We start from the raw sequence: 18985 nt of genomic DNA on the forward strand, positions 1-18985 counted from the left end.
GTCACTCGCGCACGTTGACCGACGCGGTTTCCGCCTCGACTTCGGTACGGAACTTGACCGGCATCGTCTGCGCCGCCGCGGTGATATCGCCCTGGATCAGATAGGTCAGCGCATGCGGGTCGCTGGGGTCCTCGACCGGATCGACCGACAGGCCTTCGCGCGACAGTCGCGGTTCGAACAGCCGGATCGCCCGCCGGATTTCCCGTGCCCGCGCCAGCACCGCCCGGCGATCGAGCGTGCGGCCGGCAAGGTCACTGAGGCCGTAATTGAGGACGGATTCGCGCACATGCGGATAGGCTTCGAGATCGACCAGCGATTCGAGATTGGTGGTGTTGAACAGCCACGCCAGATCGCGCCGGATCGTGGCGCGGAGCGCGGTTTCGTTGAACCGTTCCAGCTTAGGCACCGAGTAATAACGGAATTTTTCGCGCGCGACCGCGGGTGCGGTATCCTCGTCGTCGCGCATCCCCGAAATATCGAGATCGGCAACCAGCTTGTCATAGAGTGTCGGCGTCAGCCGTTGCCGGACCGCCACGGGGTCAGCCGAACTCGACCGAGCGGATCGACAACAGCCCGCGATCCTCGCCATCCGACGCGGTCCATAGCCGCTGGCCGACGCCATGCCCGTCGTCGCGCCAGCCGGTCGCGCGCGCGGCAAGCTCGGCCGGATCGTCGGACAGATCGGGGTAGCGCGCCGGCAGCAGCGCGGCGATCCGCGGGCCGGCCTTCAACGTCAGCTCGACCGGATACCAGACGATATCGCGTAAATCCCTGGGTCCCTCCGACGTGATCTTCGCCACGGCATCGAAGGGCAGCAGGCCATAGCGACCGTTGATGATCGCCTCGATCACCGGGCCGAAGCGCGGATCGGCATCGGCGACCCATTCGACCGCGATACCATCGATGGTGCCGGGGGTATCGGGGACGGCATCGAACGCCGCGGCGCGGACATCGTCCGCCTGCGCGGTCGCGCCCAGTTGCAGCGCTTCCGCCACACCATCGGCCCAGCCCGACCCACCATGAATGATTGCGCGCTCACGGCCGGCCATCACCGCCGCGCGCGTCGCTTCCGCATCGATCGCCTGTCCATAGACGACCGCCAGCATCTGCGCCTCGGGCGATAATTGCGCCAGCGCGGTCAGATGCGTCTTTGCCTTGGCCCAGTTGCCCTGCACCGCCAGCAGCTGGAACAGGAACAGCCGCGTGGGGACATGACCGGGGTCGGACTTGACGACTTCGACCAGGGCACGGCGTGCCCCGTCGAAGTCGCCCGCCCGCAGCAGGTCGTCGGCGTTCGAACCGGCGCTGACGACCGCTGCCATCGCTTAGCCCGCCTCGTTCTGGCGGATGTCGTAATAGGCCGTGACGACACCGCCGTCCTTGCCACCCTGCGCGTTCTGCGCCTGATAGTCGAACGTCACCTTCGCACAGTTGAACGTGACCGATTCCATGATCGCGTCACCGCCCGAGGCGCCGTTGTTGTGGATGTCGGAGACGATGATGTCTTCGAGCTTGATCTTGTAATAGGTCAGCGCCGCATTGCCGTCGCCGGCCTTCTGCGAATAGATGATCGCTTCCTTGATGTGCTTGCCCGAAGCGCAATGCTTGAAGAGCAGCGGGGACGACTTGTCGACTTCCTTCTGAATGCGGATGTCGGAGATTTCGGCCTTGCCCGAACCACCGCCGGCACCGCCGCTGTGGAACGAGCCATGCTGCACGGCGCCGAAATCGAACGAAATGATATCGATCTCGCCCTGGTGGTTCTTCTTTGAAGATTCACCCTGGACACCGTCAATTTTGAGAAAAAGATCGACTGCCATTGACTTACTCCCGTTACAAAGCGTGAAAGCCCGGACGAAAACCGATCGCGTCAGGCCTTAGGCAAGCGTGAAACCATGCTCAGCGCTACATCCATCCCTTCGAGCTGGTAGTGCGGCACGAACATGAACTTCCCCTTGTAGTACCCCGGGTTCTCCTCGTCTGGGATCACCTCGATCTTGGCCTGCTTCAATGGCAGGCGAGCCTTGGTCTCCTCGTTCGACGTCGTCGGCGAACCGTCGACATATTGGAGGACCCAATTGTTGAGATCGCGCTGAAGCTGTTCGGCCTCACGCGATCCGCCGACCCAGTCGCGCACCATGCATTTCAGGTAATGCGCGAAGCGGCAGCTGGCGAAGATATAGGGCAGACGCGCCGACAGATTGGCGTTGGCGGTCGCTTCCTTCTTGTCATAGGCGGCGGGCCGATGGACGGTCTGCGCGCCGATAAACGTCGCCTGGTCGGTATTCTTGCGGTGGACCAGCGCCATCAGCCCGGCGGACGACAGCTCCGCCTCGCGCCGGTCGGAAATGGCGATTTCGGTCGGGCATTTGTAATCGATGCCGCCCTCGTCGGTCGGGAAGGCCGCCGTCGGCAGCTCCTCGACCGTGCCGCCCGATTCCACGCCGCGGATGCGGGTGGTCCAGCCATAGGTGTTGAACGCTTCAGTGATGCGCGTGCCCATCGCATAGGCGGCGTTCAGCCACAGATGATGGTCGTGCGCGCCGCCGGCGTCTTCCTCGAAATCGAACTCCTCGACCGGTTCGGTCTTGGCGCCATAGAGCGGACGCCCGAGGAAGCGCGGCAGGGTCAGCGCCAGATAGCGGCTGTCCTCCGACGCGCGGAACGAGCGCCAGGCGCCGTAATCGGTCGCGTCAAACAGCTTGCCCAGATCGCGGGGGTTCGACAGCTCGGTCCAGCTGTCCATGCCGAGCAGCGACGGCGCGGCAGCGGCGATGAACGGCGCATGCGATGCGGCACCGATCCGCGACAGCCCGCGCATGACCTCCAGATCGGGGGCGCCGTGGTCGAAGCTGTAATCGCAGACGAAGGCGCCATAGGGCTGTCCGCCCAGTTGGCCGAATTCATTCTCGTAAATTTTCTTGAACAGCGGGCTCTGATCCCACGCCGCGTCGCGATACTGGCGGAACATCCGCCGCGCCTCTTCCTTCGACATGTTCATCACGCGGATTTTCATGTCTTTGCCGGTCGACGTGTTCATGACGAGGTAGTTGAGCCCGCGCCATGCCGATTCCATCGCCTGGAAATCCGGGTGATGGATGATCTGGTTGATCTGTTCGGTCAGCTTGCGATCGATCGCCGCGCGCATCGCATCGACCGTGGCGAACACGTCGCCGCCGACGATCTGCGCATTCGACAGCGCCTGTTCGGCCAGCGTCTGCACCGCCTGTTCGATACGCGACCGGCGTTCCTCGGTCGCCGGCTTGAATTCCTTTTGCAGCAGCGCCTGGAAATCGCTGACCTCTTCCGAGGTTGCGGGCGCGGTGTCGTTGGTCTGGCTGAAGGCTTCCTGGGCCATGTTCCGCTCCTGTTCGCTACGGGGTTAGGCCTGGGGTGCCGACGGAGTGCCGTCAGCCTCGGTCCGTGCCGCCGCACGTTCGGCGAGCAGTGCCTTCAACAGCGCCGGGTCGTTCAGCACCTTGTCGAGCAGGTCCTGTGCCCCGTGCTTGCCATCCATATAGGAGAGGAGATCTTCCAATTGGGTGCGGGCTTCGAGCAGCTTGGCGAGCGGTTCGATCCGCTTGGCGATCTGACCGGGCGAGAAATCGTTCATCGAATTGAGCGTCAGGTCGACCGCCAGCTTGCCGTCGCCGGTCAGCGTGTTGTCGACGGCGAAGGCGACGCGCGGCGCGATCGCTTCCATCCGCTGGTCGAAATTATCCATGTCGAAATCGACGAACTCGCGCGATTCCGCGGCCTTCTTGTCCTTCAGGCTCTTGCCCGACAGGTCGGACATGACCCCCATGACGAAGGGCAGTTCGACCTTCTGACGCGCGCCATAGGTTTCGACTTCGTATTCGATATGCACCCGGGGCTTGCGATTTTCCCGAATGAAACGCTGCCCGCTCTTGATCGCCATGTATCCGCATCCCTTCTGACCGTTTCGGCCGGACCCCAAAACTGTGCCGGCGCTTCGATATCGCACCGGAATTTACATCAGGTCTGGATCACCGCCTTCTTCGTTTCTGGATCGCAATACGCTCAAGGCCTCGTTTCGGCTCCCAGGGGCAATGTCATCTAGGATCGAAACGAAGTCCATTGTGATCCACCCCTTGATTCGGACGAGTGCTATCGGAATCGGGCTGGATGGTTCGGCGCGTGCATAATAATCGATGATGGAATCGATTGCGCGTGCCACATCGTCGCGCGAGGCGATTCTGCCCGGCGCCGTCGCCGGCGAAGCTACGGAATTTGCTGGCGGATTCGTTCCGCTGTCGCCCGAGCCGATGGGGGCAGGTAGCGCCGCGAACGGTCGCATCGCATCGACGATCGAATCGATCGTGTCATAGGTCGCGGCGAAGTTGGTGCCGGTCTGCCCGACCGCTTCGGACCGTTCCGACAGCACCCGATCCGCACGGAGGATCGCGGCGCGGACCTGTTCCAGCTGCTCGCGTTCCTCGTCGATCCGATCGAGCGGCGTATCGGCGAGCGCCGCGCGGAACTGGCCATAGCCGTCTGCCGCCGGCCCCTCTGCCGCGAACCGTTCGAAATCGCCGCCCGAAAAGCTGCCGAGGCGCGGATGGTCGACCAGCGGCACCCGGCGCAAGGGTGCAAGGAACTCGCCGATCCGCACCAGCGATTCACACGCGCCCCGCCGCCCCTCGATCCCATAATCCTCAAGGGTGGGATGCACGCTGTCCCAGAAACGTTCCAGATAGCCGGCAAGCAGTTCGAGCGCGTCGCGCACCATGTCCAGCCGACCGGCACGGGCACCGGCGCGGGCGAGATAGACCGCCAGCCACAGATCGCGCGTCTCCGCCATCTGCCCGACGATCGCCCGGACGGTCCCATCCCAATCGACTTCGTCGGGCGGAGTCGCGAACGCCTGTTCGATCGTCTCGCGTGCCGGGTCGTACGACAGGTCGGGGCCGGCCGGCGCGTCGTCCGACACCGGCTGCAACAGGGTTTCCCGGTCGATCATGGTCACGGCCGCCGCCGGCACGTTCAGGAGATCAGCTCGGCTTCGACGCGGCGGTTCGCGGGGCTGGCGGCGCTGCGGCCCGGCAGCGGTTGCGCGGAGCCGAAGCCCCGCGTTTCCAGCCGACGCGGCTCGACGCCCTGCGCGATCAGGAAATCGGCGACCCGCTGCGCCCGGCGGACCGACAGCGGCACGTTGATGCCGCGCCCGCCGCGTTCGTCGGTATGCCCCTCGATGCGGAAGCGGCTGCCCTGCAGTTCGGGCATCATCAGCGACCGGGCAAATACCTGCGCCGATGCCTCGCCCGCCGGGGTCAGGCGGTCGGAATTGAGTTCGAACCCGATCATCAGATCGGCGCGGCGTCCCGATCCGGGGTTGGTGGTCGGCGTGGCAGCCGCGGCATAGGCGCGATTGCCCATGTTGCGATTAGTGCGATTGCTCCGGTCCGCGACCGCTGCATTGCGCGCGGCGCGGCGCGGCGTGCGGGCGGCAGGTGCGGACGCAGCGGGCGAAGCGTCCGCGACCTCACCCGGCCGGGCGAGGCGGAAACCGCGCGTGTCGGGTGCGTCGCGGGTCACGCGGTCGGTGGTGGTACCGTCGCATTTGCCGGCGAACGTGCACAGATAGCCTTCGACGGTAGGTGTCCGCGCGGCCGGCGCCTGTCCGGCGGTGGCGGGAGCCGCGATCAACGCTGCCATGGAAACCAGTGCGATGCGTAGCGTCATAGTCTCGTCCCCTTGTCGGTTCCGATACGATTAGGCCCCCGCCCGTGTTGCCATATTCTAGCCGCGATTCGCGATGGATCACAATCCCGAAACGACCGTTGGATTTTACAAGCCATTGTACGGGATCGGGACGACCGGTACGTTTACGAACAGGGACAGGCAGTTCAGCCGCGGATCGCAGGCTGTCGCACACAGGAGTAGCTGGTGGCGGACGCAGGGCAACGGCTCACCCAGATGTCGATCGACGTCGGTGACGAACAGGTCGTGTTGCAGCGAATCGAGAGCGAGGAGCGGCTCGGCCGCCCGTTCGTGGTGCAGGCGACGATCATCTCCCCCCTCGAACTCGATCTCTATCCGCATCTCGGCAAACCCGCCGGGTTGGCGGTGCTGGAGGACGGCGAACTGCTGCGCCGTTTCCACGGGCTGGTGACCGCAGGCGAATATGTCGAGGAAAAGCCCGATGGCCACCACTACCGGCTGAAGATCGAGCCATGGACCTATTATCTGGCACAGAACCGCCAGATGGCAATCTTTCAGGACAAGACCGCGGTCGAGATCATCCAGGCGGTGATCGAGGGCGCGGGTATCCAGGACGTCGACTATACCCGCCTGTCGAAGCCGAGGGTGACACGGGGCTACACCGTCCAGTATCGCGAGAGCGATTTCGACTTCATCTCGCGGTTGATCGAAGAGGAAGGCATTTATTACTTCTTCCGCCACGATGCCGACCGGCATGTGATGGTGCTGTGCGAGGGGCCGGCGTCGCACCAGCCCGGCAATCCGCCGCAGCTGCGCTTCAATGCGAACGCGATGTCGGTGTTCACCGCCAATTCCAAGAGCCGGTTCGACGCGCCGCGCGACATCCTGCAAACCTGGGTCGAACGTGTCGCCTCCAGCGGGCAGGCGCGGGTGACGGTGCGCGACTTCGATTTCGAATCGCCCGATCAGCCGCTGGCGAGCGAGTCGACCGGACAGGGCGGTCATCCGCGCGACGATCGCGAAATCTTTGTCTATCCGGGCCGTTATACCCGCGAAAAGACCGGGCGCGGCGATCAGGAACAGACCGGACGCGAACGTGGCCAGACGCTGCTGGATGCGCAGCGCGCCAACCGCCGCGTCTTCACCGGGACCAGCCAGGCATCGGGCATCACCGCCGGACAGCGGCTGGACGTGGCCGACCATCCCGCCGACCGGCTGAACGGTTCGTACATGGTGATCGCCGCGACCCATTCCATCGCCGCCGAAGCGTATCGCTCGGGCGAGCAGGAGGACGAGGAACCGTTCAACGTGAAGTTCGAGGCGATACCGGCCGACACCGTGTTCCAGTCGCCGCCGCAGACGGCGCGCCCCCGCGCCCAAGGCCTCGAAACCGCGATCGTCACCGGCCCGACCGGCGAGACGATCTACACCGACGAATATGGCCGGGTGAAAATCCGTTTCCCGTGGGACCGCGCCGACACGCCGGGCGAACGATCGACCTGCTGGGTGCGCGTGTCGCAGACCGGAGGGCTTGGCAACGTCATCCTGCCACGCGTGGGGCATGAGGTGCTGGTCGACTTCCTCGACGGCGACCCCGACCGGCCGATCGTGATGGGTCGCGTGTTCAACCGGTCGCACATGCCGGTGTACGACCTGCCCGCCAACAAGACCCGCGCGGTCTGGCGTACGCTGACCTATGGTGCGTCGGGGGAATATCCCGAGACGGAGGCGCTGGACAGCGGACAGAACCGCACCTCGAACGAAATCCGGTTCGAGGACAAGGGCGGGCAGGAAGAGATGTTCATCCATGCCGAACGCGACTTGAACAGCCGCGTCCGCTTCGACGAATCGCGCCATGTCGGCCATAATCAGGACCGTCGCGTCGGGCTGGATCGCACCACGAATATCGGCCGTGACGATACCAATACCATCGGCCGCGACAGCACCAACACGATCAACGGCAAGCGCCAGACCCACGTCATCGGCACCGACGCGCTGCTGGTCGACGGTGCGTTGTCGATCGAATCCAAGACCGCCATCACGATCCGCGTAAAGAATTCGCAGATCACGATTCTGCCCGACCGCATCACCATCCAGTCGCCCACGGTCGAAATCCAGGCGAACCAGACTGCGGTCATCAATGCCGGCGACGCGGTGGCGGTCAACGGCACGTCGACGCTGGTGCTGAACGGTGGGCAGACCAACATCAATCCGGAGGGGCTGGAGGCCGGCGCATTCGGGGCGCCCGCCAATCTCGGTCCCGCGGCGGGAGCAGGCGGCGAATGACGTTGCGACTGTCGATCGTCGGCGGCCCGGCAGGCGGGGCGTCCGGCAACATGGTGGTCGATCGGCGGACGGCGACGGTCGGACGTGCCGATGGATGCGACTGGGTGTTGGCCGATCCCACGCGACATTTGTCGTCACGGCATTTCGAAATCCGCTTCGACGGGACCGATTACCGACTGACCGATCGCAGCACCAACGGGACGTTCCTGGCGAGTACCGGCCAGCGGGTCGCGCCCGATCACGTCGTGCGCGACGGCGATCGCTTCACAGCCGGGCCGTTCACCATCGTCGCCCATCTCGAAGCGGATGGCGGCGCAAGCGCGAGCGGCGGATGGCGGGGCTGGAACGCCGAACCCACTTCCGTTCCGGCCGCCGACGATGGCTGGAGCCCGGCGGTTGCGGCGGGCGATCGCAGTGCCGGCTGGGACCCGCTACCGCCCGCCAGCCGATCGGGTAGCGGCGGATGGCAGCCGCAGACCGGGCCTTCGCTTGCCCGGCCAGAGGCGCATCGCGCTTCGGCAGGTTGGGGTCGGACGGGTAGCGCGCCCGATCGGCAGGACGGCGGGTCCGGCTGGGCTGCGCCTGCCACCCCCGCGGTGCCGGTCGTATCGACATGGGACAGCGCGATGCCGGCGCCCGACCCGGCATCCGCATGGTCCAGCGCGGCGCCCGATCGTCCGGCCGCGCCGACGCCTGATGACCTGTGGGGGCGGATTGCGGAAGGGAATGTCGTCGACTGGGCACGCGGCGGCTTCGGCCAGCCGATCGAGCCGCCGCGCGATCCGCTGGGGCTGTCCCCGCCCCCTCCACCGCCGCCGCCGCAACAGTCCGCACCGACGCCCACACGGGCTGTGGCACCGGCGCGTGACGACGGCTTTCTGCAAGCGCTGGGCATCGATCCGGGCCGGCTGGACGACGATGCCGCCGAGCGCGCGGCGCTGCTGTTCCGGCGGCTGGTCGCCGGGCTGGTGGTGATGCTGGAGGCGCGGGCGCGCGCCAAGGCGCAGCTGGGCGCGGAGGCGACGGCGTTCAGCCCCGACGGGCATAATCCGTTGAAGTTCGCCCGCTCGCCCGACGATGCGCTGGCGATGCTACTAGGCGCCCCGCAGCCGGGGTTCATGCCGCCCGACCGCGCGGTCGAGGACGCGTTTCAAGACCTGCAATCGCACCAGATGGCGACGCTGCGCGCGATGCAGGGGGCGCTGCGCAATACGCTGGAACGCTTCGCCCCCTCGGCGATCCGGGCGCGGGCCAAGGCCGGCGGGGTGCTGGAACGGGTGCTGCCGTCGGCGCGCGATGCCGCGCTGTGGCAAGCCTATGAACGCGAGTTCGGCGGAGTCGCACAGGGGTCGGACGAGGCGTTTCTCGACATGTTCGCCAAGGAGTTTCGCGAGGCGTATAACGGGCAGGCCCGATCGTCGCGCTGACGCCCTTCCGCTACTGCCGTGCCGCCTCCCGCAACCGCACCGGCGCGGCGATCGGGGTGGTTCCTACCTCCTCGCCCACGATCAGGATCGCCGGGTCGCTGGCGCTGATCGCTTCGACGAGGAACGCAAGCGACGACAACCGGCCACGGATGATGCGCTCGTCGTGCAGCGAGGCGTTGACCACGACGAGGACCGGCGTGTCGGGATGGCGCCCGGCGGCGAGCAACTGTTGCGTCACCGTCGCCGCCGCGGTGCGGCCCATATAGATGCCGAGCGTCGCATCCCGATCGGCCAGCACCCGCCAGTCGAGGTCGAGCGGTGCCCCGGCCTGTGCGTGCGCCGTCACCAGCGTCAGCCGCCGTGCGACGCCGCGCAGCGTCAGGCTGGTGCCGGCCGCGGCGACGGCGGCGCTGGCGGCGGTGATGCCGGGACAGATGCGGACGGGCACGCCTGCGACGTTGCAGGCGGCGACTTCCTCCGCAGTACGGCCGAACACCGCCGGGTCGCCGCCCTTCAGCCGGACGACGCGTTGGCCAATTTGCGCCGCCGCGACGATCAGCGTGTCGATGGTCCCTTGATCGCGCGAATGGCGGCCCGATCGCTTGCCGACGCTGACCCGTTCGGTGGCGGCCGGGATCGGGTCAAGGATACCGGGTCCGACGAGCGCATCGTAGAACACGATATCGGCCGCTTCGATCAGGCGTAACGCCTTACGGGTCAGCAGGTCGGGATCGCCGGGGCCCGCGCCGACCAGCCACACGCTGCCGGCGGGGAAATCGTCATGCGGCATCGGTCTTCTCCGGAAGCAGGCGGGCGAGTGCCGGGCGGCACGACCCGCAATTGGTTCCGGCGCCGATCGCCGCGCCGATCGCCGCGCCGATCGCCGCGCCGATCGCCGCGCCGATGGCAGCGACGTCGCTCAGGCGCTGGTCGTGGATCGCCGCGACGACAGTACGCAGCCCGATGTCGAAGCACGCGCAGACGACCGGTCCGCGATCGACCTGTACCCCCGGCGTACGCCCGGCCAGCACGGTCGGCACGGCGCGGGGTTCGCTCAATTGCGCGATAAGCCAGTCGCGTGTCGGCAGCTCGCCGGTTTCGGTAAGGAACAGTGCCGCGATCAACCGTCCGTCGGCGAGAACCGCCACGCGCCGGGTGCCGCGGGCGCGGTCGATCGCCTCGATCCGCTCGCCCGCGGGCAGGCAGGTTTCGAGCCGCACGGGGTCGCCGTCGCCGGCCAGTTCCCACAAGCTGCCCGACGGGACGGCAACGCGGGTTGCCCACAGGCAGTCGGGGCGGCGTTCCGGCTCGCCCGCGACGATCAGGAACCCGCGCCAGCGCGTCGCGACCGCGGCGATGCTGGCGGGGGTAGCCTTGAACCCCGGCTGGCCAGAGATCGGATCGGCCAGCGGACGTGGGAGCATGCCGGTGCGCCCGCCGCTCGACGTGCGGTCGGTCCAGTGGATCGGGGTGAAGAGTTCGCCCGTGCGTTGCGTATCGGTGACGCGGGCGCGGTACAGGCTCTCCCCCTGCGGCGTCGCGACGCGGGCCAGACCGCCATCGACGATCCCCAGTCGCGCGGCATCGGCGGGATGAACCTCGACCAACGGTTCCTCGCGATGCCGTGCCAGCTTCGGTGACAGGCCGGTGCGGGTCATGCTGCGCCACTGGTCGCGGTAGCGGCCGGTGTTGAGCGTCAGCGGCCACAGCTTCGGCGGCGCGGCGATCGGATTCTGGACCACGGGGACCAGCCGGGCACGACCGTCCGGCGTCGGGAAATGGCCATCGGCGAAGGGCGTACCGCCCCAGCGGAACGGCGCCATCGCGTCATAGTCGGCGTTGCCGGCCGCGCCGTGCCCGGCGAGCGAGAACAGCCGGGCACCCTCGTTCTGGTAGGTCGACAGCCGGACGTGCTCGCGCCAGATATCGGCGGGCCGATCATAGCTGAACGCGGTCTTCCACCCCATGCGCCGGGCGACCTCCGTGACGATCCACCAGTCCGGCTTCGCCTCGCCGGGTAGCGGCAGTACCGCGCGCTGGCGGCTGACCGTGCGATCCGAATTGGTAACCGTTCCATCCTTCTCGCCCCACGCGGCGGCGGGCAGGCGGACATGGGCATGGGTGGAGGTATCGGTGTCGGCGATCACGTCGCTGACCACCACGAACGGGCACCCCGCCAGCGCCTCGCGCACGCGGCCGGCATCGGGCATCGACACGGCGGGGTTGGTCGCCATGACCCACAGCGCCTTGATCCGCCCCTCGCCCACCGCGCGGAACAGGTCGACCGCCTTCAACCCCGGCTTGGGCGCGATCGTCGGCGACGCCCAGAAACGCTGGACGCGCGCGCGGTTGTCCTCGGCAAAGTCCATATGCGCCGCCAGTGTCGAGGCGAGTCCACCGACCTCGCGCCCGCCCATCGCATTGGGCTGTCCGGTGATCGAGAAGGGTTGCGCGCCCGGCTTGCCGATCCGGCCCGTGGCGAGGTGGACGTTGAGGATCGCATTGACTTGATCGGTGCCGGTCAGCGACTGGTTCACCCCCTGGCTGAACATTGTGACGGTGCGCGGGATCGCGGCGAACAGTTCGTAGAAGCGCTTGAGGTCGGCCACCGGCACGTCGCAGTTGCGCGCGACCGACCACAGGTCGTTCCCCTCGCCTTCCCAAAAGCCTTCGGGCACCGCGACATGATCGGCGAGGAACTTGGCGTCCAGCACGCCCGCTTCGCGGCACCATGCCAGCAGCCCGTTCATCAGCGCCACGTCGCTGCCCGGCCGGATCGCGAGGTGCAGGTCGGCCTCTTGCGCCGTCTCGGTCCGGCGCGGGTCAATCACCACTAGCCTGGCGCCCGCGTCGCAACGGGCACGGATGCGCTGATAGACGATCGGGTGACACCATGCGGTGTTGCTGCCGACCAGCACGATCAGGTCGGCAGCGTCGAGATCGTCATAGCTGGCCGGCACGATATCCTCGCCGAACGCGCGGGTGTGGCCGGCGACCGCGCTCGACATGCACAGCCGCGAATTGGTGTCGATATTGGCCGACCCGATGAAACCCTTCATCAGCTTGTTGGCGACGTAATAGTCCTCGGTCAGCAGCTGGCCGGAGACGTAGAAGGCGACGCTGTTCGGACCATGCCGGGCGATCGTGTCGCGGAAGCGCTTGGTGACGAGATCGAGCGCCTTGGCCCACGATACGCGACGCTTGCCGATCATGGGCGTGAGCAGGCGACCTCCGAGGCCGACGGTTTCGCCCAGATGGGTGCCCTTGGAACACAGCTTGCCGCGATTGGCGGGGTGGTCGGGGTCGCCCTCGATCCGGACGCTGCGCGCGCCGGTCGGGGTGACGCGGATACCTCAGCCCACGCCGCAATAGGCGCAGGTGGTCCGAATAGCCATTTAGCCCTCTCCCTGCAGGGGAGAGGGTTCGGAGAGGGGTGTCGCCGCGAGCGCGAGGCTCGGTGAGACACCTGCCCCTCTCCCAAACCCTCTCCCCCTTGGGGAGAGGGCTCTTTCGGCCCCCCTCACGCCGCCGCTTGCAAGGTCGAGGCGCGACAGATCAGCACCCGCCCCCCGTTAACCTTCACCGGCACGGTCGGCGTACACCCGCGATCCTCGCCCAGCGCCTCGCCGGTGGTCAGCGAAAGCCGCCAGTTATGCAGCGGGCACGCGACCGCACCGCCATGGACGATCCCGTGCGACAGCTTGCCATGCTTGTGCGGACAACGGTCGCGCAGCGCGAACACCTTGCCCTCGCCGGTGCGGAACACCGCGATATCGTCACCGCCGTCCACTTGCACCGTGCGGCTGCCGCGCAGCGGGATTTCCTCGACCCAGCCGATGTCGAGCCATTCGCCGATCATGCCATTTCTCCAACCGGCTGGAAGCGCGCCATCGGCGCATGGATTTCGCGCTCCGCCCCGGCGACCCGCGCCGCCCAGGGGTCGTCCTGCGAGAATTGCTGCGAATGGGCGAAGCGCTGCGCCAGTCCGGCCCGCGCGTCGGCATCGGGCAGCAGCCGCGACTGGACGTACGCCAGCCCGATCCGTTCGGTCCACGGCGCGGTCCGCTCCAGATAGCGGGCCTCTTCGCGGTACAGCTGGATGAAGGCGGCACACATCTCCATCGCCTCCGCCTCGGTCGCGACCTTGCACAGCAGGTCGGTGGCGCAGACCTTGATCCCGCCATTGCCGCCGACATGGCACTCGTAGCCGCTGTCGACGCAGACGATGCCGAAGTCCTTGATCGTCGCTTCCGCACAATTACGGGGACAGCCGCTGACCGCGATCTTGAACTTGTGTGGCATCCACGACCCCCAGGTGGCGCGTTCGATCCTGACGCCCAACCCGGTCGAATCCTGCGTGCCGAAGCGGCACCATTCGGACCCGACACAGGTCTTCACCGTCCGCAGCGACTTGCCGTACGCGTGCCCGCTGACCATGCCGGCGGCGTTCAGATCGGCCCATACCGCGGGCAAATCCTCCTTCTTGATCCCGAAGATGTCGAGCCGCTGCCCGCTGGTCACCTTCACCATCGGCGCGTCGAACTTCTCGACCACGTCGGCGATCGCGCGCAGCTCCTTCGGGGACGTCAGCCCGCCCCACATGCGAGGCACGACCGAATAGGTACCGTCCTTCTGGATGTTGGCGTGCATCCGTTCGTTGACGAAGCGGCTCTGCTGGTCGTCCTTGTAGTCGCCGGGCAGCGCGCAGAGCAGATAATAGTTGTGCGCCGGGCGGCACGACGAACAGCCGTCGGGGGTCGACCAGTGCAGCTTCTGCATCACCTCGGGGATCGAGCGCATGGCCTGCGCCACGATCTCGCGCCGGACGTCATCATGGCCAAAGCTGGTGCATTTGCACATCGTCTTCGGCCCCGCCTCGACCTCACCGCCCAGCCGCAGCGCGAGCAGGGTTTCGACGATGCCGGTACACGACCCGCAGCTGGCCGATGCCTTGCACCCCGAACGCACCGCGTCGAGGCTGTGCGCGCCGCCGTCGATGCACGCCAGTACCTTGCCCTTGGACACGCCGTTGCAGCCGCAGATTTCCGCATCGTCGGAAACCACCGCAACGGCCGCGTTAGGGTCCGCCTGCCCCCCTCCCGAGGCGAAGGCTTGCCCGAAGATCAGTGCGTCGCGGATGTCGGCGACGCTCTCACCCTTTCGCAGCAGGTCGAAATACCAGCTGCCGTCGGCGGTATCGCCGTAGAGGACCGCGCCGACGATCCGGTCGTCCTTGACCACGACGCGCTTGTAGATGCCGCGTGACGCGTCGCGCAGGACGATATCCTCCGCCCCGTCGCCGCCCGAGAAATCGCCCGCCGAGAACACGTCGAGTCCGGCGACCTTCAGCTTGGTCGACGTGGCCGCCGGCTTGTACCCGCTCGGCGCCTCGACCAACCCGTCGGCCAGCGCGCGGCACATGTCCCATAGCGGCGCGACGAGGCCGTAAACCTGTCCGTCATGTTCGACGCACTCGCCGACCGCCAGCACCTTCGGATCGGAGGTGACCATATGGTCGTCGACCCTGATCCCGCGACCGACCTCCAGCCCGGCTTCCCGCGCGAGCGCGACCGAGGGACGGATGCCGACCGCCATCACCACCAGATCGGCGGGAATGTCGGTACCGTCCTTCAGCCGCACCGCCTGTACGCGGCCGTCGCCGACGATTTCGGCGGCATCGGCGCCGCACAGGATCGTCTGGCCGCGGGTCTCGAGCGCGGTCTTGAGCAGCCAGCCGGCCGCCTCGTCCAGCTGCCGCTCCATCAGCGTCGGCATGATGTGCAGGACGGTGACCTGCATGCCGCGCAGCGACAGGCCGTGCGCCGCCTCCAGCCCCAGCAGCCCGCCGCCGATTACTACCGCGCTGCCGCCCCCTTCGACCGACCGGCTTCGGCGGCGGCGAGCATATGTTCGACATCCTGCATGTCGCGGAAACTGATGACGCCGGGCAGGTCCTTGCCGGGCACCGGGATGATGAACGGATCGGAGCCGGTCGCGATCAACAGCCGGTCATAGTCGAGCGTCAGGCCGCTGCGGCTGGTCACCGTCTGCGCGGTACGATCGATCGCGATCACCGGGTCGCCGCTCAGCAGCGCGATATCGTTGTCGGCGTACCAATCGAGCCCGTTGATGACGATATCGTCGAACGTCTTCTCGCCCGCCAGCACCGGCGACAGCATGATGCGGTTATAGTTCACCAGCGGCTCGGCGCCGAAGATCGTGACGCGGTAGCGGGCCGGATCGCGCGCCAGCAGTTTCTCGACCGCGCGGCACCCGGCCATGCCGTTGCCGATGACGATCAGGTGTTCGCGGGTATCGCCGTGCGGCGTTGGGATGGGTTCTTGTTTCATCATCTTGGTCCTTCGCCCAGATCAGATCCGCACGCCGTCGGCGGTGCCCCAGCTGCGCCGCCACCCGCTCTTCACCAGCATCAGCCCGGCAAAGGCGACCAGCGCGAAGGCGGCGAGACAAGGAAGCCGGGGGCGAAGCTGCCGGTCCATTGCTTGGCGAGGCCGAGCGAGGAGGCGAGGTAGAAGCCCCCCACCCCGCCGGCCATGCCGACCAGCCCGGTCATCACTCCGATCTCGGTGACGAAGCGCTGTGGCACCAGCTGAAACACCGCGCCGTTACCGACGCCAGCGCCAGCATCGCGGCGACGAACAGCGCCAGTGCGATCTCCATCGTGCCGGCACTCGCCACCCCGGCCAGCGCGGCGGCGGCGACAAGGAACACGACCGTCAGCGCCTTGACCCCGCCGACCTTGTCCGCCAGCGCGCCGCCCATCGGCCGCACCAGCGATCCGGCGAACACGCAGGCGGCGGTGGCATAGCCGGCATGGATAGTCGACAGCCCGAAGCGGTCGGTGAAATAGATCGGCAGGCTGGCGGCAAGGCCGACGAAGCCGCCGAACGTCACGGCGTAGAAGCCCATCAGCCACCATGCATCGCCCTGCTTCAGCGGACTGAGATATTCAGCCAGCCGCTTGGGCGCGGGCGCGTTCGGCGCGTCCTTCGCCAGCACCATATGGACGAGGAACACGAGGGTCAGCGGGATGCACGCCAGCCCCAGCACGGCGTTCCAGCCGAACAGCTTGGCGAGCGCGGGAGCGAACAGCGCGGCCAGCACGGTGCCCGAATTGCCCATGCCGGCAAGGCCCATCGCCTTGCCCTGATGCTCGGGCGGATACCAGCGGCTGGCGAGTGGCAGCGCGATCGCGAACGAAGCGCCGGCAAAGCCCAGCACGACGCCCAGCGCCAGCGTGCCGGCAAAGCTCGTCACGCCCAGCGCCCACGCCATCGCCAGCCCGACGATCACGATGATCTGGCTGATCGCGCCCGCGCGCTTCGGCCCGATCCGGTCGACCAGCAACCCGTTGACGACGCGCAGCACCGCCCCGGCCAGCGTCGGCACCGCGACCATCAGGCCCTTCTGCGCCGGGGTCAGCCCCAGCGTCGTCGCAATCTCCGGCGCCAGCGGCCCCAGCAACACCCACACCATGAAGGCGAGATCGAAATACAGGAACGCCGCGATCAGCGTCGGGCTATGCCCGCTGCTCCAGAAGCTGTCGGGTGCGGTATCCTTCGTCTCTTGCCAGAATGTCGTCGCCATTCCTGCCTCCCTTGAGCCGGAAATGAAAAAAGCCGCCGGGACGGCGACCCTGTCGGGTGCGTCCTGGCGGCTTCGTTGCCTGTTCGGAGTACCGGCGGTGCCGGCGTTCCGCGGTGCATGCTCCCCGGCGTTGGAGAGGCTTTGCGCCGTTATGTCGTGGCCGACTCCGTTACCGGCCTGACGCAAAGCTGCCTGATTCGCGGGGATCGCACAAGCATTTTTCGCAACCGCAGCAAATTTGGCCTGCGATCAGGGCATTGCAGCGAGATAGCCGGGAATGTCGTCGGGATCGAACGCCCGCCCGTCGAAGAAGCGGTCGTTGCCGAGCATCAGGCGGCCCTGTGTCGATCCGGCGCCGATCGGCGCGCCCAGCGCGCCCTCCAGCTTCGACGATGCCCCCGGCAGCACCGCGCCCGACCCGGCCAACGCCGCGCGGTACAGGTCGGGGCGGAAGGTCGCGGCGGCGGTCGCCGCCTCGCCCGCATCATAGTCTCGCCCGCTCCAGCGGGTCATCTGGGCATAGAGCCACGCCGCCTGGCTGCGCCACGGGAAGTTCGCCGCCTCGCGGTGCTGGAACATGAAGTCGGGATAATGGATCGGCGTACCGCCCGATACCAGCCGGATACGGTCGGTGATCGCGCGGAGGATCGCGTCCTCCGACGCATCGAGATACCGCGACCGTGCGAGGATCGCGGCGCTGGCCTCTGCCGTATCGGGCCGGACGAAATGTTCGGCGGCGGCGTGGAGGGCGCGGATCAGCCGACGGGTGGCATCGCCGCGGGCGTCGGCGACGTCGGCGCGCATCGCCAGCACCTTTTCAACGCCGCGCCGCCAGATCTGCGCGGTGGCCAGCGCGATCCGCCCGACCCCGCGGTCGACCGCGATCGAGTTCCACGGTTCGCCGACGCAGATGCCGTCGACCTCCCCCGCTGCCAGCGCGTCGGCGGCGAAGGTCGGGCTGGTCACTACGATCTCGACGTCGTGGTCGGGGCGGATGCCGACCCCGGCCAGCCAGTAGCGCAGCATATAGTTGTGACTGGAATAGCGATGGACGACGCCGAAGCGCAGCCTTTTGCCGAACGCGCGTCCCGCTGCCGCGAATTCCCGCAACGCCGCGCCGTCGCCGGCCGGTCGCGGCCCAGCGCCGTGGCGATGGCGAGCGGTGCGACCATATGCCCCATGTCAGTATGGCCATAGAGCAGCCGGTCGCGCACCGTGGCCCAAGTGACGTCACGCACCAGATCGAGCGAGAGCCCCTCGGCTTCGGCGAAGCCCAGTTCGTGCGCGAGGATCGGCAGCGCCGCATCAACCAGCGGCAGGAACCCGATGCGCAGGCGTTCGGTGGTCATGCCAGATCCCCCATCACCAAGTTGCTGGTGACGATCGCGGTCGCGAGCTCGGCGATCCGCTGGTTCGATTGCATCGCGTGACGGCGCAGCAACGCATAGGCCGCCGGTTCATCGATCCCCCGCCGCCGCATCAGGACCGGCTTCGCCTTGTCGATCGTCTGGCGATCGCTGAGCGCGGTGCGCACCTAGGCCAGTTCGGCCTGCAATCGCGAAAACGCCTGGAACCGGCGGATCGCGACGTCAAGTACCGGCTTGATCCGCTGTTTCGCGAGACCGTCGACGACATAGGCCGACACGCCGGCACCGACCGCCGCCAGCGCGCTTTCCGCGTCGGACTGATCGACGAACATCGCGATCGGCCGGTCGAGCGCGCGCGACATGGCGAAGAAATCCTCCAGCAGGTCGCGGCTGGGATTTTCGAGGTTGATCAGCACGACTTCGGGCGCACACGCCTCGATCTGGCGCGCGAGCGGTCCGGCGGGGTCGATCACGACCTGATCGGTCAGGCCCGCCTCGCGCAAGCCTTCGGCAATGATCGCGGCGCGCGTGGTGCTGGTGTCGATGATCGCGATCCTCACGATCCCGTCGCCTACAAACGATCGCGCGCGACAGCCAGCCCCCTGTCCCCTATAG

12 protein-coding genes and 4 pseudogenes are annotated in these 18985 nt (G+C 67.3%); 2 read left to right on the top strand and 14 right to left on the bottom strand.

The annotated features are described in order from the left end of the window. Position 1: 1 nt before the first annotated feature. The 7 genes from tssE to MF610_RS00520 all read right to left on the bottom strand — a co-directional run bounded on the left by tssE (position 2) and on the right by MF610_RS00520 (position 5676). Positions 2 to 535 carry a type VI secretion system baseplate subunit TssE gene (tssE, locus tag MF610_RS00490; protein WP_242192173.1) on the bottom strand — a complete coding sequence of 178 codons (534 nt, stop codon included), beginning with the start codon at positions 533 to 535 and terminating at the stop codon, positions 2 to 4. Positions 536 to 539: 4 nt separating this feature from the next. After that, on the bottom strand, positions 540 to 1322 hold the full coding sequence (locus tag MF610_RS00495) for a type VI secretion system accessory protein TagJ (protein WP_242192174.1): 783 nt from the start codon (positions 1320 to 1322) through the stop codon (positions 540 to 542). 3 nt (positions 1323 to 1325) lie between these two features. Further along, positions 1326 to 1820 carry an Hcp family type VI secretion system effector gene (locus tag MF610_RS00500; RefSeq protein WP_242192175.1) on the bottom strand — a complete coding sequence of 165 codons (495 nt, stop codon included), beginning with the start codon at positions 1818 to 1820 and terminating at the stop codon, positions 1326 to 1328. Between the two features lie 50 nt (positions 1821 to 1870). Continuing rightward, a complete protein-coding gene (gene tssC, locus MF610_RS00505; RefSeq protein WP_242192176.1) occupies positions 1871 to 3358 on the bottom strand; it encodes a type VI secretion system contractile sheath large subunit in 1488 nt (495 codons plus the stop codon). Positions 3359 to 3382: 24 nt separating this feature from the next. Next, positions 3383 to 3919, bottom strand: coding sequence for a type VI secretion system contractile sheath small subunit (gene tssB / locus MF610_RS00510; RefSeq protein ID WP_242192177.1), 537 nt, complete (start codon positions 3917 to 3919; stop codon positions 3383 to 3385). 72 nt (positions 3920 to 3991) lie between these two features. Beyond that, positions 3992 to 5002 carry a type VI secretion system protein TssA gene (locus MF610_RS00515; RefSeq protein ID WP_242192178.1) on the bottom strand — a complete coding sequence of 337 codons (1011 nt, stop codon included), beginning with the start codon at positions 5000 to 5002 and terminating at the stop codon, positions 3992 to 3994. 2 nt (positions 5003 to 5004) lie between these two features. Then, positions 5005 to 5676 carry an OmpA family protein gene (locus tag MF610_RS00520; RefSeq protein WP_242192179.1) on the bottom strand — a complete coding sequence of 224 codons (672 nt, stop codon included), beginning with the start codon at positions 5674 to 5676 and terminating at the stop codon, positions 5005 to 5007. Between the two features lie 231 nt (positions 5677 to 5907). Between MF610_RS00520 and MF610_RS00525 the strand changes: the two genes are divergently transcribed. Together MF610_RS00525 and tagH are read left to right on the top strand one after the other, a co-directional pair. After that, a complete protein-coding gene (locus MF610_RS00525) occupies positions 5908 to 7968 on the top strand; it encodes a type VI secretion system Vgr family protein (RefSeq protein WP_242192180.1) in 2061 nt (686 codons plus the stop codon). Then, on the top strand, positions 7965 to 9395 hold the full coding sequence (tagH, locus tag MF610_RS00530; RefSeq protein WP_242192181.1) for a type VI secretion system-associated FHA domain protein TagH: 1431 nt from the start codon (positions 7965 to 7967) through the stop codon (positions 9393 to 9395). Before MF610_RS00525 ends, tagH begins: the two co-directional genes overlap by 4 nt. Before the next feature lie 10 nt (positions 9396 to 9405). Here the strand turns inward: tagH and cobA are convergent, their stop codons facing one another. The 7 genes and pseudogenes from cobA to MF610_RS00565 form a co-directional block, all read right to left on the bottom strand. Continuing rightward, positions 9406 to 10185, bottom strand: a complete 780-nt coding sequence (gene cobA, locus MF610_RS00535; protein WP_242192182.1) for a uroporphyrinogen-III C-methyltransferase — start codon at positions 10183 to 10185, stop codon at positions 9406 to 9408. After that, positions 10175 to 12745 (bottom strand): molybdopterin-dependent oxidoreductase, encoded by a 2571-nt coding sequence (locus tag MF610_RS00540; RefSeq protein WP_242193512.1) that lies wholly within the window; start codon positions 12743 to 12745, stop codon positions 10175 to 10177. Before MF610_RS00540 ends, cobA begins: the two co-directional genes overlap by 11 nt. Before the next feature lie 170 nt (positions 12746 to 12915). Continuing rightward, positions 12916 to 13254 carry a nitrite reductase small subunit NirD gene (gene nirD / locus MF610_RS00545; protein WP_242192183.1) on the bottom strand — a complete coding sequence of 113 codons (339 nt, stop codon included), beginning with the start codon at positions 13252 to 13254 and terminating at the stop codon, positions 12916 to 12918. Then, positions 13251 to 15748: pseudogene (gene nirB / locus MF610_RS00550) on the bottom strand (nitrite reductase large subunit NirB). The gene nirD and the pseudogene nirB overlap by 4 nt, the downstream one beginning before the upstream one ends. Positions 15749 to 15766: 18 nt before the next feature. Further along, positions 15767 to 17003 (bottom strand): annotated as a pseudogene (locus MF610_RS00555) (nitrate/nitrite transporter). A 249-nt stretch (positions 17004 to 17252) separates the two neighbouring features. Then, positions 17253 to 18352: pseudogene (locus MF610_RS00560) on the bottom strand (ABC transporter substrate-binding protein). Continuing rightward, positions 18349 to 18930 (bottom strand): annotated as a pseudogene (locus MF610_RS00565) (ANTAR domain-containing response regulator). The pseudogenes MF610_RS00560 and MF610_RS00565 overlap by 4 nt, the downstream one beginning before the upstream one ends. Positions 18931 to 18985 lie beyond the last annotated feature (55 nt).

The sequence above is a fragment of the Sphingomonas hankookensis genome, assembly GCF_022664465.1.
GTDB classification, from domain to species: Bacteria; Pseudomonadota; Alphaproteobacteria; order Sphingomonadales; family Sphingomonadaceae; genus Sphingomonas; species Sphingomonas hankookensis.

What these genes read in the sequence shown, in the direction of transcription:
- MF610_RS00495 (WP_242192174.1), bottom strand. Translation starts at nt 1,322, where the DNA reads ATGGCAGCGGTCGTCAGCGCCGGTTCGAACGCCGACGACCTGCTGCGG.
- MF610_RS00500 (WP_242192175.1), bottom strand. Translation starts at nt 1,820, where the DNA reads ATGGCAGTCGATCTTTTTCTCAAAATTGACGGTGTCCAGGGTGAATCT.
- tssC (WP_242192176.1), bottom strand. Translation starts at nt 3,358, where the DNA reads ATGGCCCAGGAAGCCTTCAGCCAGACCAACGACACCGCGCCCGCAACC.
- tssB (WP_242192177.1), bottom strand. Translation starts at nt 3,919, where the DNA reads ATGGCGATCAAGAGCGGGCAGCGTTTCATTCGGGAAAATCGCAAGCCC.
- MF610_RS00520 (WP_242192179.1), bottom strand. Translation starts at nt 5,676, where the DNA reads ATGGCAGCGTTGATCGCGGCTCCCGCCACCGCCGGACAGGCGCCGGCC.
- tagH (WP_242192181.1), top strand. Translation starts at nt 7,965, where the DNA reads ATGACGTTGCGACTGTCGATCGTCGGCGGCCCGGCAGGCGGGGCGTCC.
- cobA (WP_242192182.1), bottom strand. Translation starts at nt 10,185, where the DNA reads ATGCCGCATGACGATTTCCCCGCCGGCAGCGTGTGGCTGGTCGGCGCG.
- nirD (WP_242192183.1), bottom strand. Translation starts at nt 13,254, where the DNA reads ATGATCGGCGAATGGCTCGACATCGGCTGGGTCGAGGAAATCCCGCTG.